Source organism: Cupriavidus sp. D384 (assembly GCF_001652915.1).
Classification (GTDB): domain Bacteria; phylum Pseudomonadota; class Gammaproteobacteria; order Burkholderiales; family Burkholderiaceae; genus Cupriavidus.
The window spans coordinates 95,811-109,386 of sequence record NZ_BBQI01000073.1 but is presented as its reverse complement, the minus strand read 5'-3'; the positions used below and the strand labels follow the sequence as shown (position 1 = coordinate 109,386).

Below are 13,576 nucleotides of genomic sequence, written 5' to 3'. Positions count from 1 at the left end.
ACGGCGAGGAGTAATCGGGGGGAAGCGCGTCAGGCGGCGGCGCGAACCGCTTCCGGCGCGGCCGGTGCTGTGGCGGTGCGCAGGTCCAGCACGCGCCGGGCCTTGCCGGTGGAGGTCCGCTCCAGGCGGTCGGCCGGCACGGCGTCCACGCGGGTGGTGATGCCGACGTTGGTCTTGATCGCATCGCGCAGCCTGGCGCCCAGGGCCTCGCGGTCGGCATCGGACAGGCGATGCGTGACCTCGGGGCGCACTTCAACCGCCACGGCCAGGCGGTCGAGGTGGCCGTCGCGGGTGACGGTCAGCTGGTAGTGCGGTGCCAGTTCGGGCTGCTTGAGGATCAGTTCCTCGATCTGCGACGGAAACACGTTCACGCCCCGGATGATCAGCATGTCGTCCGAACGCCCGGTGATCTTGCCGATGCGGCGCATGGCGCGCGACGTGGGCGGCAGCAGGCGCGTCAGGTCGCGCGTGCGGTAGCGGATCACGGGCAGCGCCTCCTTGGTCAGCGACGTGAAGACGAGTTCGCCCTCCGAGCCATCGGGCAGCACTTCGCCGGTCACGGGGTCGATGATCTCGGCGTAGAAATGGTCTTCCCAGATGACCGGGCCGTCCTTGCTCTCGATGCACTCGCAGGCCACACCGGGGCCCATGACCTCGGACAGGCCGTAGATGTCCACGGCGTCGATGCCGGCGCGTGTCTCGATCTCCTGGCGCATGGCGTCGGTCCATGGCTCGGCGCCGAAGATGCCGATCTCCAGCGAGCTGTCGGCCGGCGACATGCCCTGGCGCGCCATTTCGTCGATCAGGTTCAGCATGTACGACGGCGTGACCATGATGATGCGCGGCTTGAAGTCGCGGATCAGCTGCACCTGCTTCTCGGTCTGTCCGCCCGACATCGGGATCACGGTGCAGCCCAGCTTCTCGGCGCCGTAGTGGGCCCCCAGCCCGCCGGTGAACAACCCGTAGCCGTAGCAGACCTGCACCAGGTCGCCACGACGGCCGCCAGCGGCGCGGATCGAGCGCGCCACCAGTGTCGCCCAGGTGTCGATATCGTTGGCGGTATAGCCCACCACGGTCGGCTGGCCGGTGGTGCCGCTCGACGCGTGGACGCGCACCACCTGCTCGCGCGGCACGGCAAACATGCCGAACGGATAGTTGTCGCGCAGTTCCTTCTTGGTGGTGAACGGAAACTTCGACAGGTCGGACAGCTGGCGCAGGTCGCCGGGATGCACACCGGCAGCATCGAATGCCTGGCGGTAGTGCGGCACGTTGTCGTAAGCGTGTTGCAGCGTCCATTTCAGGCGCTGCAGCTGCAGTGCCTGGAGTTCGTCTCGGCTGGCATGCTCGATCGGATCGAGCAGGTCGGTTTGGGGGGCGCGCTGGACCATGGGTGTCTCCTCCAGGGTATGTCGGGCGAATCGTGGGGATGGCGTAAGCCGTGGGGTTCAGTCTTTCAGATGGCGGCGAGCCTGAATTACCCGGAAGCGGTTGGCGACGAACGCCGTGTCGGCCAGCGCGGCATTGGCGGCCGGATTGGCGCCGGTGCCGTGGAAGTCGCTGAAGGCGGCCGACTGGTTGACGAGCACGGGGCCGGTCAGGTTCAGCGACAGCGCCACGCCCGCGTCCAGCGCGGCGTCTTCGAGTTGCGATTCCACGTTGCGCTGCGTGCTGTAGCCCGACAGCGTCAGCGCGCCGTGCTGCTTCGCAATGCGCCGCGCGACGGCAATCGCCTGGTCGGTGCTGTCGGTGGCGATCACGAAGGCGATGGGGCCGAACAGTTCCTGCGTGAATTTGTCTTCGTCGCGCACATCCACCTTGAGCAGTAGCGGCGTGCGCACGCGTGCCTCGGGGAACTGCGGATGGGTGATGGTCTGGCTGTCCAGCACGACCTTGCCCAGTGCGCGCGATGCCTCGATACGCTGGGCCACGCCGTCGTTCTGGATTGCGCCCAGGATCTCCACGGCCTTGGCCGGATCGGCGGTCAGCTTCTGCAGCGCCTCGCCCAGTGCGGCGACCACGCCGTCAAACGTGACATGGCCCTCCGGCGTATCGATGCCGTCGCGCGGGATGTAGAGGTTTTGCGGCGCGGTACACATCTGGCCCGAGTACAGCGCCAGCGACAGGGCCAGATTGCGCACCATGCCCTTCAGATCGTCGGTCGAATCGATGACCACCTGGTTGACCCCGGCCTTTTCGGTGTAGACCAGCGCCTGATGGGCATTGCGTTCGAGCCATTCGCCATTGGCCGTGCTGCCCGTGAAATCGATCAGCCGCACCTCGGGGCGCAGCGCCAGCGTGGACGCCATGCGCTCGTCCGGGTTGTTGGCGACCAGCGTGACGATGTCGGGGCTGAAGCCGGCTTCGGCCAGCACTTCACGGGCGATCTGCACCGTGATCGCCAGCGGCAGGATGGCGCCCGGATGCGGCTTGACCACCACCGGATTGCCGGTAGCCAGGCTGGCGAACAGGCCCGGATAGCCGTTCCAGGTGGGGAACGTGCAGCAGCCGATGACCAGGCCGATGCCGCGCGGCACGACCGTGAAGGTCTTCTCCATGCGCAACGGCGGGTTCTTGCCCTGCGGCTTTTCCCAGGTGGCGCGGGCCGGGATGCCGCGCATCGCCTGCCAGGCATAGGCCACGGCTTCCAGTCCGCGATCCTGTGCGTGCGGGCCGCCAGCCTGGAACGCCATCATGAACGGCTGGCCGGTGGTGTGCATGACCGCGTGGGCCATCTCGAAGCTGCGGCGGTTCAGGCGGGTCAGGATTTCCAGTGCCACGCCCACCCAAGTCGTGGGGCCGGCCTCGCGCCAGGCGGGCGCGGCGGCTTCGATCGCGCCGAAGAGCGCGTCCAGGTCGGGGCGCGGATAGGTCACGCCAAGCGCCGGGCCGTAGGGCGAAACTTCCTGGCCAGCCTGGCCGGTCGTGCCAGGCTGCGTGATCGCGAACGGCTGCCCGAGGCGTGCATCGAACGCGGCCTTGCCGTCGTCGGCCGCCGTTTCGCCATAGACCCTGGGGCTCGGCATTTCGGAAAACGGGCTCCAGTAGCCGCGCTGGTCGATGGCGTCGAGCGCCTGGTCGAGCATGGCCTGATGGCGGGTGAACAATGCGTGGGTCACGGGGGTCTCCAAATTTTCCAGATCGTCTACGCCGAAGCGTGAAGGGCGTTGTGATGGGGCAGGGCGGGTGTGGGGGCCGCTCAGGTTTCCTGATCGAAGTCGAGCACGAGCTTGCTGCTGACGGCGTAGCTCTGGCAGCTCAGGATGAAGCCGCGCGCCACTTCGTAGTCTTCCAGCGCGAAGTTCACATCCATGTCGACTTCGCCCGAGACGCGCTTGCAGCGGCAGGTGGAACAGACGCCGCCCTTGCACGAATAGGGCAGCTCGATGCCCTGTTCCAGCGCGGCGTCGAGCACCGTCTGGGTGTTCCGGGCCACGGTGAAGCGGCGCGAGCGGCCATCCTGTATCACCGTGACCTCGCAATCCTGCTTGCCGGCGGCGGCGCCTTGCGGCTGCGGCGCGCGGGTGGCCGGCGCGCTGGTGCCGAACAGCTCGCGCTTGATGCGAGCGGGGTCGACGCCGTTCTGCTTCAATGCGTCGGATACGCCTTCCATCATCGACTGCGGGCCGCAGATAAAGGCCACGTCGATGCTGGCCGGGTCCACCCACTGCTTGAGCAGCGCGTCGGCCTTGGCGCCGTCCAGGCGGCCGTTGAACAGGTCGATGTCGAGCGTCTCGCGGCTCAGGATAAAGACCAGGTTTAGCCGGTGCAGGTAGGTGTCCTTCAGGTCTTCGAGTGCTTCCTTGAAGATCACCGTGGACGACGCGCGGTTGCCGTAGAACAGCGTGAAGCGGCTATCCGGCTCGGCACGCAGCGTGGTTTCGATGATCGACAGCAGCGGCGTGATGCCGCTGCCAGCGGCAAAGCCCACGTAGTGCTTGCGGTGGCCGGCATCGAGCGGCACGCTGAAATGGCCGGACGGCGGCATCACGTCAAGCGTGCAACCGGCGCGCAGCGTGGCGGTAGCCCAGTTCGAGAACAGGCCGCCGTCCACGCGCTTGATGGCAATGCGCAGGCGCTGGTCCTGCGCGGCGGCGCAGATCGAATAGGAGCGGCGCACTTCGTTGCCGGCAATGCGCGTGCGCACGGTCAGGTGCTGGCCGGGCGCGTAGCGATACGTCTCGGCCAGTTCCGGCGGGACGTCGAAGGTCACGGCGATGGCATCGCGCGTCTCGTTGGTGACATCGGTCACGCGCAGGGCATGGAAAGTGCTCATGTCAGTGTCTTCCGGTCGCGGCGGCTCAATGCGCCTTGAAGTAGTCGAACGGCTCGCGGCAGTCGCCGCAGCGGTACAGCGCCTTGCAGGCCGTGGACCCGAACTGGCTGACCAGGTGCGTGTGGGCCGAACCGCAATGGGGGCATGCCACCTTCGGTGCGGGCTGGCGCCGGCGGGTAATGCCGCTGATGTCGATGACAGTCTGCGCGGGCGGTGCAATGCCGTAGCCGGCCAGCTGCTGCCGGCCACGCGCGGTCATCCAGTCGGTGGTCCAGGCCGGCGCCAGTTGCAGCCGCACATCCACCTGGCCGATGCCATGCTCGCCCAGCGCCTGCACGATCTGCTCGCGGATCAGCGTGACGGCGGGACAGCCCGAATACGTCGGGGTGATCGTCACCACGCAGGTGTCGGCTTCCCAGTGCACGCCACGCACGATGCCGAGATCGATGACCGAGATCACCGGAATCTCGGGATCGGGGATGGTGTCGAGCCACGACCAGATGGTGTCCGCGGTTGGGGCCATCGTGGCGTGGGGATGGACGATTGCCTGCGCCTGCATGCTGCTCACCACGTGGCGCCGGGATAGGCGCGCTGCAGGAACTGCATCTCGGCCAGCAGGAAGCCAAGGTGTTCGGAGTGGCGCCCGGCGTGGCCGCCGCGCTGCATCCAGCCATCGGCCGGCATTTCCAGTGTGGCTTCTTCCAGTACGTCGGCCACCTGTTTGCGCCAGGGCGCCTGCAGCGCGGCGGGGTCGCAGGCCACGCCGGCCGCGATCAGGGTGGCATCGACGCTGTCGGCGTCGAACAGCTCGCCGGTGTACATCCACAGGCGGTCGATGGCGTCCTGCATGCGGCGATGGCTTTCGGCCGTGCCGTCGCCCAGGCGCACCACCAGATCGGCGCTGCGGCGGGCGTGATAGGCCACTTCCTTGACGGCCTTGTCGGCGATGGCGGCGATGGCGGCATCGCTGGACCGCCGCAGCGCGTCGAGCAGGTAATAGTGCCAGGTATCGAACAGGAACTGGCGTGCCAGCGTATCGGCATAGCTGCCGTTGGGCTGCTCCACCAGCAGCGGGTTGCGGAACTGGTGCGCGTCGCGCAGATAGGCGAGCTGGTCTTCGGTGCGGCACGCGCCTTCCACTTCACCGGCATGGGACAGCCACATGCGCGCCTGGCCGATCAGGTCCAGGGCGACGTTGGTCAGCGCGATATCCTCCTCCAGCGCAGGGCCCTTGCCGCACCATTCGGACAGGCGCTGGCCCAGCACCAGCGCGGTATCGCCCAGGCGCAGCAGGTAGTCGAAGGTTGCTTGCTTGCTGACTTGCATGGCGTGCCTCAGATGTGCTTGACCGCTTCCGGCATCGGAAAGAACGTGGGATGGCGATAGACCTTGCTGTTGGCCGGTTCGAACAGCGGGCCCTTGTCGGTCGGGCTGCTGGCGGCGATATGCGTGGCCGGCACGGCCCAGATGCTGACGCCCTCGTTGCGGCGCGTGTAGACATCGCGGGCGTTGTTGATCGCCATGGCTGCGTCGGCCGCGTGCAGGCTGCCGACATGCTTGTGCGCCAGCCCGTGCTGGCTGCGGATAAAGATTTCCCAAAGCGGCCATTCGCTCATGGCTGTCTCCTGCTTGTTGAGTGCTGGATGCTGAAACGCTGAATTGCGGAAAGGGGCGCGTCAGGCGACCTGGCGTTCCACCGGGTGTCCGGCGGAATGCTTGCCGGCGTGGGCCGCCAGTGCGTCGCGGAACCACGCGCCGTCCTGCCAGGCCTTGACGCGGGTGCCAAGACGTTCGCGATTGCAGGGGCCGTTGCCCTGGATCACGTTGTAGAACTCGTCCCAGTCGATGGCGCCGAAGTCGTAGTGGCCGCGTTCGTCGTTCCACTTCAGATCGGGGTCGGGAATCGACAGGCCCAGGAACTCGGCCTGCGGCACGGTCTGGTCCACCATCTTCTGGCGCAGCGCATCGTTCGAGAACAGCTTGATGCGCCATTGCGCGGATTGCGCGCTGTGCAGCGAATCGGCGTCGGACGGCCCGAACATCATCAACGCGGGCCACCACCAGCGGTTCAGCGCGTCCTGGGCCATCTGCTTCTGCTCGGCCGTGCCGTTGCACAGCTTGAGCAGGATGTCGTAGCCCTGGCGCTGGTGGAACGACTCTTCCTTGCACACGCGCACCATGGCGCGGGCATAGGGGCCGTACGAGCAGCGGCACAGCGGCACCTGGTTGATGATGGCCGAGCCGTCCACCAGCCAGCCGATGGCGCCGATGTCGGCCCAGTTCAGCGTCGGGTAATTGAAGATGCTCGAATACTTGGCTTTTCCGCTATGCAGGTCGGCCAGCATCTGGTCGCGCGACACGCCAAGCGTTTCCGCCGCGCTATATAGATACAGCCCATGGCCCGCTTCGTCCTGGATTTTTGCCAGCAGCACGGCCTTGCGTTCCAGCGTCGGCGCGCGCGTTACCCAGTTGCCTTCGGGCAGCTGTCCCACGATTTCCGAGTGGGCGTGCTGCGAGATCTGGCGTACCAGTGTGCGTCGGTAGGCGTCGGGCATCCAGTCCTTCGATTCGATGCGGATGCCTTCGTCGATGCGCTGCTGGAAGCTGCGTTCGTCATCGCTCATGTCGTCCGCCGTGCGGACTTTCGTGACACCGGTATCGACCAGTTGCGCGTACATGCATGTCTCCGTGATTCGCGTCAGGTTCGTAGGCCTGACATTGATCAGGATCATAGTGATACGATTTGACTCATTCAACGAGTTCGTGTGTATCACTTTGCGCAAGGAGACCCATGCCTGACGTGTTGAAGCCGGAGGGGGTATCGCCTGCCGTGGCCCGGCTGTCGAAGGGGCTGAAACTGGGGGCGGGCTCGCTGCTGGTGACGATGTATGGCGATGTGATTGCGCCGCGGCCGCAGGCGCCTTGGCTGGGCAGCCTGATCACGCTGTCGGCGCCGTTTGGCCTGAGCAACCGTCTGGTGCGCACGGCAATCTTCCGGCTGGCGGCCGACGACTGGCTGGCGGCCACGCGCGTGGGCCGCAAGAGTTTCTACGGCCTGTCCGATGCGGGCCTGCTACGCGTTCAGCACGCGGGCAAGCGCATCTATGCGGGCGCGTCGCCGGCATGGGACGGCAAGTGGACGCTGGTGCTGCTGCGCAACGACACCAGGGCATCGATGCGGCAGCCATTGCGCAGGGAACTGCTCTGGGAAGGCTTCGGGCCAGTGGCGCCTGGGGTGTTCGCGCACCCCAATGCCGACCAGGGCTCGCTGGAAGAAATCCTGGCGGCCGCCGGCGCCGCCGAGCATGCGGCCGTGATGGTGGCCGAATCGGCGGCCGCGTTCTCGCGGCGGCCGCTTGAACAGCTGATCCAACAGACCTATCGGCTCAAGGAGGTGGCGCAGGCGTGGCAGGCGTATGTCAGGCGCTTTGCCTCGTGGGTCAAGGAAGCCCCGTCACTGTCGGCGGCCGATGCGTTTTTCGTGCGCATCCTGCTGATCCACGAATATCGCCGCGTGCTGTTGCGAGACCCCGGGCTGCCCGATGAACTGCTGCCGGCCGACTGGCCCGGCCGTGAGGCGCGGGCCGGTACCGGTGCACTCTACGCCGCACTGTTGCCAGCCAGCGAGGCCCATCTGCGGGCGTATCTGGAAACGGAGGGCGGCATTTTTCAATCGCCCATGCGCGTGTTACGCGAGCGGTTCACGTCACGTTTTCACGAATAGCCGCCTGAGCCTGTTGCCGTCAATCGTGTGCGACAGCCTTGCTGCCAGCCTTCGCACGCCGGCGCCGGGCGAGCATGTTCAGTCCCTCCACGGCCGTGGAGAACGCCATCGCCGTATAGATATAGCCCTTCGGCACATGGTGACCCAGCCCGTCGGCGATGAGCGTCATGCCGATCATGATCAGGAAGGCCAGCGCCAGCATCACGATGGTCGGGTTGCGATTGATGAAGTTGGCAAGCGGGGTGGCGGCCACCAGCATCACGGTCACGGCGGCGATCACGGCCACGAACATGATCGGAATGTGATCTGTCATGCCTACGGCGGTAATGATGCTGTCGATGGAAAAGACCAGGTCCAGCACCAGGATCTGGCCGATGGCTGCAGCGAAGCCGGGCACGGGGCGGGCAGCGGCCAGTTCGTCCTCGTGTTCGGCCTCGGGCGCCACGTGCTCGTGGATTTCGCGCGTGGCTTTCCAGACCAGGAAGGCGCCACCGGCAATCAGGATGATGTCCCGCCAGGAAATGCCCTTGCCGAACACCGTGAAGACCGGTTCGGTCAGCGCCACGATCACGGCGATGGTGGCAAGCAGCCCCAGCCGCAGGATCAGGGCCAGGCCAATACCGATGCGGCGCGCCTTTTCCCGGTTTTCCGCGGGGAGCTTGTTGGTCAGGATGGAAATAAAGATCAGATTGTCGATGCCCAGCACGATTTCCATGGCAACCAGGGTAGCCAAAGCGGCCCAGGCCGACGGGTCGCGTGCCAGTACGAGCAGTGTTTCCATGCGGACTCCAGATCTCCGTGACGGTGGAAGAGGGCCGGGAAGCGGAAGGGCGGCCCGCAAGCGGACAACGGTAGACATGGTAGTACACACCCTGCACGCGGCGAAACCGGTACAGCGTGTTCTGCACCACTGAGTGAAAGAACGAGGTTGTCGAATGGCGATTGTGAAATATAGTATGTGATATACCAAAGAACTTTACGCATCACTATCACAACCATCAGGAGACAACCGATGAAGATCTGTATCTACGGAGCGGGAGCCATTGGCGGCTACATGGGCGCCCAGCTGGCGTTGGCGGGCGCCGATGTCAGCTTTATCGCGCGGGGGCCCCATCTGGCGGCCATGCAGGCCAACGGCGTGCGCCTGCAGATCGAGGGCGAGGAGCGCGTCGCCAAGGTTCGTTGCACCAGCGATCCGCGTGAACTCGGCCCGCAAGATTACGTATTCATCACTTTGAAGGCGCACCAGGTGCCCGGCGTGGTGGACCTGATGCAGCCGCTGCTGGGGCCCGAGACCGCCGTGGTGACCGGCGTCAACGGCATTCCCTACTGGTATTTCCACAAGCATGGCGGCGAATTCGCCGGCCGGACCCTGGAAAGCGTGGACCCGGGCGGCAAGCAGTGGCAGGGCCTGGGGCCGGAGCGCGCCATTGGCTGCGTGCTGTATCCGGCGGCCGAGATCGTGTCGCCCGGCGTCATCAAGCACGTCTACGGCAAGAAATTCCCGATTGGCGAGCCGGACGGCACCCGTTCGGAGCGCGTGACCCGCCTGGCGGAGATGATGGCAAAGGCCGACCTGGACGCGCCGGTGCGCGACAACATCCGTGACGAGATCTGGCTCAAGCTGTGGGGCAATCTCTGCTTCAACCCGATCAGCGCGCTGACACATGGCACGCTGGACATCATCACGTCCGATCCGGCCACGCGTGCGTTGTCGAAGCAGATGATGCTCGAAGCCAAGGACATCGCCGAGCGCTTCGGCGTTCATTTCCGGGTGGATGTGGAACGGCGCATCGATGGCGCGGGCGCGGTTGGGGCGCACAAGACGTCGATGCTGCAGGACCTGGAGGCGGGCCGGGCCATGGAGATCGATCCGCTGCTGACCGTGGTTCAGGAAATGGGCCGGATGATCGGGCAGCCCACGCCGATGATCGATGCGGTGCTGGGCCTGATCAAGCAGCGCGACCGCATGGCCCAGGTGGCGCTTGCAGCCAGCGCCGAACCGGTCAAGGTGGCCAAGGCCGCCTGATCGAAACGAGGGCAATGACCTTCGGCAGTGCCGTCATTGTGATATACCATATACGAAAGGCCGGATTCGTCCCTTGCCTCGCAGTGTGGCGCGGAAACACGCCAGATTGATGAGCGGAACGCATGGCGCCATGCCAAACTGGTGCCATGACGTTCACGGGACGCGTGCCACCGGACGCCAGACCGGCGTCCGGGGCACCGGCCACTGACGAGTGCATTCATGTCTGCCCAAAGCCAACCTGAAGTCCAGCCGCAAGGGCTGTCCCTGTCGCTGCAACCGATCAACGCCGGCGCCAGCCTGCGCGACCAGGCGTACGCAATGCTGCGCCAGGCCATTGCCGACGCCGACATCTACCAATCGCGCGACGAAGTCCGGCTTGACGAACGCGTACTGTCCGAAGCGCTGGGCGTAAGCCGCACGCCGATCCGCGAGGCCATGACACTGCTGGAGCAGGAAGGGTTCCTGCGCACGGTGCCGCGCCGCGGGATCTATATCACCCGCAAGACCAAGCGTGAAATCGTCGAGATGATCCAGGTCTGGGCCGCGCTGGAAAGCATGGCGGCGCGCCTGGCCACGCAGAATGCCACCGACGAGGAAATCGGCAAGCTGCGCCATATGTTCGACAGCTTCCGCGATTCAACGCCGGCCGAGCATATCGAGGAATACTCCGACGCCAATATCGTGTTCCACCAGGCGATCGTGCAGCTGTCGAAGTCGCAGGTCATCATGGACCAGATCAAGAACATCTTTGTCCATGTGCGAGCGATTCGGAAAATGACGATCTCGCAGAGCGACCGTGCGGCGCGCTCCATCGTCGATCATCTGCGGATTATCGAAGCCCTGGAAAAGCGCGATACGGAACTGGCCGAACGGCTGGTGCGCCAGCATTCGCTGGACCTGGCCGAGTACGTGGAAAAGAACTGCGATTTCCTGGACTGACGGCCGGTCGCGCCATGCGCTCGCCTTTGCCAGGACCCATCGGTGAGGCGAGGGCGGTGCCATGCTGACAAGCGCCATGTCGCGCCACGTTGCTGCACCCCGCCCACTTGCCCCGCCGCGCCCCCGCGCGGCGGAAGACTTCGAATCCTGCCTGCCGCCACAACCAACTGCTGGTGGCTGACCGTTTTCCTGCCCCGGCATCCCGTTCGAGGATGTCATTTTCACCGCTTTGCCAGTCATCGCCAGCGCTTGATACGCGCGCTGGCTGCCGGCCGTTGTCGGCCTCCATCCGCATTTGCTGCAACGCATCATCGAAACCTCCCGGATTCGGGTTTAAACCCCCTTGCGTCTTCGTGATATACCACATACTGTATGTCAACAGAGCAAAACACACATCAGGAGACGCAGCATGGCCGACACCCATAACGAACGCAAAGCCCTGGACGGTATTCGCATCCTGGACATGACTCACGTGCAGGCCGGCCCCTCGGCCACGCAGCTGATGGCCTGGATGGGGGCCGACGTGATCAAGGTCGAAATGCCCGGACGCGGTGACATCACGCGCAGCCAGTTGCGCGACGTGCCGAACGCCGACAGCCTGTACTTCACCATGCTGAACAGCAACAAGCGCAGCCTGACGCTCAATATGAAGACGCCGGAAGGCAAGGCGCTGCTTGAGGACCTGATCCAGCAGAGCGACGTGCTGATCGAGAACTTCGGCCCGGGCGTGCTGGCCCGCGCCGGGTTTGACTGGGACCATATCCAGAACCTGAATCCGCGCATGATCTATGCGTCGATCAAGGGCTTCGGTCCCGGCCCGTACCAGGACTGCAAGGCCTACGAGAACGTGGCGCAGTGCATGGGCGGTTCGGCTTCGACGACCGGCGAGGCCGCCGGCATGCCGACGGTGACCGGTGCGCAGATCGGCGATTCGGGTACCGGTGTGCACTGCGTGGTGGGCATCCTGGCCGCTCTGCTGCAGCGCGAGCATTCGGGCCGCGGCCAGCGCGTGGAAGTCGCCATGCAGGATGCCGTGCTGAACCTGTGCCGCGTGAAGCTGCGCGACCAGCAGCGCCTGGATGCCGGCCCGCTGCGCGAGTACCCCAACGACCAGTTCGACGACCATGTGCCGCGCGCCGGCAATGCCTCCGGCGGCGGCCAGCCGGGCGCTGCGCTGCGCTGCGCACCGGGCGGCCCGAACGACTACGTCTACGTGATCATCCAGCCGCAGGGCTGGGAGCCGCTGATGCGCCTGTGCCGCCGCGAAGACCTGATCACCGATCCGGAGTTCGCCACGCCGGAAGTGCGCCTGAAGAAGCTGACCGCGTGCTTCGGCATCATCGAGCAATGGACGCTGGGCCGTACCAAGTTCGAGGTGATGAACGCGCTCAACGAGGTGGATGTGCCGTGCGGCCCGATCCTGTCGATGAAGGACCTGATCGAAGACAAGTCGATGTACGAGCGCGGCTACCTCGTGGAACTGGAGCATCCGACGCGCGGCAAGTACGTGCAGCTTGGCTCGCCGATCACGTTGTCCGATTCGCCGGTGAGCGTGGAGCGCTCGCCGCTGCTGGGCGAGCACACCGACGAGATCCTCGAATGGCTGGGACGCTCGCCCGCACAGATCGCGGCGCTGCGCGTGGCGGGAGCGGTCTGACCCGAGGCCGCCCGGCCACCTGTTAGCTGTTTCCACGGCCCCCGGGAGGGGCCCCAATGTCTGCTGAGAGCGCAGGCGCCGCAAAGACGCGCCTGCCGGAGGAACTCTGCCGTGCAAACCTGGATTCGCTTCCGCCGTCCTGACGGTGACATCGCTTACGGCCGCCTCGACGATGGCGATGCCGATCGCGTCATCGAATGCGATGGCCCTGGCTATACCGATCCCCGTCCCACGGGCAACACCTACAGCTACGCCTCGCTGGAACTGGTGGCCCCGTGCCAGCCCGGCAAGATCGTGGCGCTATGGAACAATTTTCACGCCCTCGCAGCCCGGCTGGAAAAAACGGTGCCCGTGCATCCGCTGTTCCTGCTGAAGCCGGCCAGTTCGCTGGCCGGCCCCGGCGACGCCATCCTTCGCCCGAGCGGATACACCGGCAAGATCGCCTATGAAGGCGAGCTTGGCATCGTCATCGGCCGCGAATGCCGCAATGTCCCGTTGAGCGACGCCGCCTCGCACATCTTTGGCTACACCATCGTCAATGACGTCACGGCGGGCGAGCTGCTCAATGCCGATCCGAATTTCCCGCAGTGGACGCGGGCCAAGGGGGCCGACACCTTCGGTTGTATCGGTCCGGCCATCGTGTCCGGCTTTGACTGGCGCAGCGCCAGCGTGGTGACGCGCCTGGATGGGAACGAGCGCCAGAACTATCCGCTGTCAGACATCGTTTTTTCGCCAGAAGAGCAGGTCAGCCGCTTGTCGCAGGACATGACGTTGATGCCGGGCGACGTGATCGCCGTTGGCACGTCGATCGGCGTCGGGTCAATGAAGGACGGCTCGGTGGTGGAGGTGTCGATCCGCGGCATTGGCTCGCTGGTCAACCATATGCGCGGTTGAGGCCGGTTCGGCCCAGTCGCGCAGGGCAGCAGGTGCCCTGGCATCAGCCAGACCAGCCAG

13 protein-coding genes are annotated in these 13,576 nt (G+C 65.6%); 5 read left to right on the top strand and 8 right to left on the bottom strand.

The annotated features are described in order from the left end of the window. Positions 1-29 precede the first annotated feature (29 nt). The 7 genes from paaK to paaA form a co-directional block, all read right to left on the bottom strand. Positions 30-1,388, bottom strand: coding sequence for a phenylacetate--CoA ligase PaaK (paaK, locus tag A9J21_RS16305; RefSeq protein ID WP_066737408.1), 1,359 nt, complete (start codon positions 1,386-1,388; stop codon positions 30-32). A gap of 57 nt (positions 1,389-1,445) precedes the next feature. Further along, positions 1,446-3,116, bottom strand: a complete 1,671-nt coding sequence (gene paaN / locus A9J21_RS16300; protein WP_066737406.1) for a phenylacetic acid degradation protein PaaN — start codon at positions 3,114-3,116, stop codon at positions 1,446-1,448. A gap of 80 nt (positions 3,117-3,196) precedes the next feature. Then, the gene (gene paaE, locus A9J21_RS16295) at positions 3,197-4,273 is read right to left on the bottom strand and encodes a 1,2-phenylacetyl-CoA epoxidase subunit PaaE (RefSeq protein WP_066737400.1); all 1,077 of its coding nucleotides are present in this window, start codon (positions 4,271-4,273) and stop codon (positions 3,197-3,199) included. A gap of 25 nt (positions 4,274-4,298) precedes the next feature. Next, positions 4,299-4,832, bottom strand: coding sequence for a 1,2-phenylacetyl-CoA epoxidase subunit PaaD (paaD, locus tag A9J21_RS16290; protein ID WP_066737473.1), 534 nt, complete (start codon positions 4,830-4,832; stop codon positions 4,299-4,301). Between the two features lie 5 nt (positions 4,833-4,837). Beyond that, complete coding sequence (gene paaC / locus A9J21_RS16285) at positions 4,838-5,599, bottom strand: 1,2-phenylacetyl-CoA epoxidase subunit PaaC (RefSeq protein ID WP_066737398.1); 762 nt, start codon at positions 5,597-5,599, stop codon at positions 4,838-4,840. An 8-nt stretch (positions 5,600-5,607) separates the two neighbouring features. Next, a complete protein-coding gene (paaB, locus tag A9J21_RS16280) occupies positions 5,608-5,889 on the bottom strand; it encodes a 1,2-phenylacetyl-CoA epoxidase subunit PaaB (RefSeq protein ID WP_066737396.1) in 282 nt (93 codons plus the stop codon). Positions 5,890-5,949: 60 nt separating this feature from the next. After that, complete coding sequence (gene paaA / locus A9J21_RS16275) at positions 5,950-6,951, bottom strand: 1,2-phenylacetyl-CoA epoxidase subunit PaaA (RefSeq protein ID WP_066737395.1); 1,002 nt, start codon at positions 6,949-6,951, stop codon at positions 5,950-5,952. Positions 6,952-7,064: 113 nt separating this feature from the next. Here paaA and paaX point away from each other — a divergent pair, with 113 nt between their 5' ends. Continuing rightward, entirely contained in the window at positions 7,065-7,997 is a 933-nt protein-coding gene (gene paaX / locus A9J21_RS16270) for a phenylacetic acid degradation operon negative regulatory protein PaaX (RefSeq protein WP_082926459.1), read from the top strand. A gap of 19 nt (positions 7,998-8,016) precedes the next feature. On the opposite strand, the gene A9J21_RS16265 is transcribed toward paaX, so the two are convergent. Then, complete coding sequence (locus tag A9J21_RS16265) at positions 8,017-8,778, bottom strand: TerC family protein (RefSeq protein ID WP_066737393.1); 762 nt, start codon at positions 8,776-8,778, stop codon at positions 8,017-8,019. 231 nt (positions 8,779-9,009) lie between these two features. On the opposite strand from A9J21_RS16265, the gene A9J21_RS16260 reads away from it, so the two are divergent. The 4 genes from A9J21_RS16260 (at position 9,010) to A9J21_RS16245 (ending at position 13,516) form a co-directional block, all read left to right on the top strand. Continuing rightward, positions 9,010-10,026 (top strand): 2-dehydropantoate 2-reductase, encoded by a 1,017-nt coding sequence (locus tag A9J21_RS16260; protein ID WP_066737391.1) that lies wholly within the window; start codon positions 9,010-9,012, stop codon positions 10,024-10,026. A 219-nt stretch (positions 10,027-10,245) separates the two neighbouring features. After that, on the top strand, positions 10,246-10,965 hold the full coding sequence (locus A9J21_RS16255; protein ID WP_066737389.1) for a GntR family transcriptional regulator: 720 nt from the start codon (positions 10,246-10,248) through the stop codon (positions 10,963-10,965). Between the two features lie 409 nt (positions 10,966-11,374). Further along, positions 11,375-12,622 (top strand): formyl-CoA transferase, encoded by a 1,248-nt coding sequence (gene frc, locus A9J21_RS16250; RefSeq protein ID WP_066737387.1) that lies wholly within the window; start codon positions 11,375-11,377, stop codon positions 12,620-12,622. 111 nt (positions 12,623-12,733) lie between these two features. Further along, complete coding sequence (locus tag A9J21_RS16245; protein ID WP_066737385.1) at positions 12,734-13,516, top strand: fumarylacetoacetate hydrolase family protein; 783 nt, start codon at positions 12,734-12,736, stop codon at positions 13,514-13,516. The last annotated feature ends 60 nt before the right edge of the window (positions 13,517-13,576 follow it).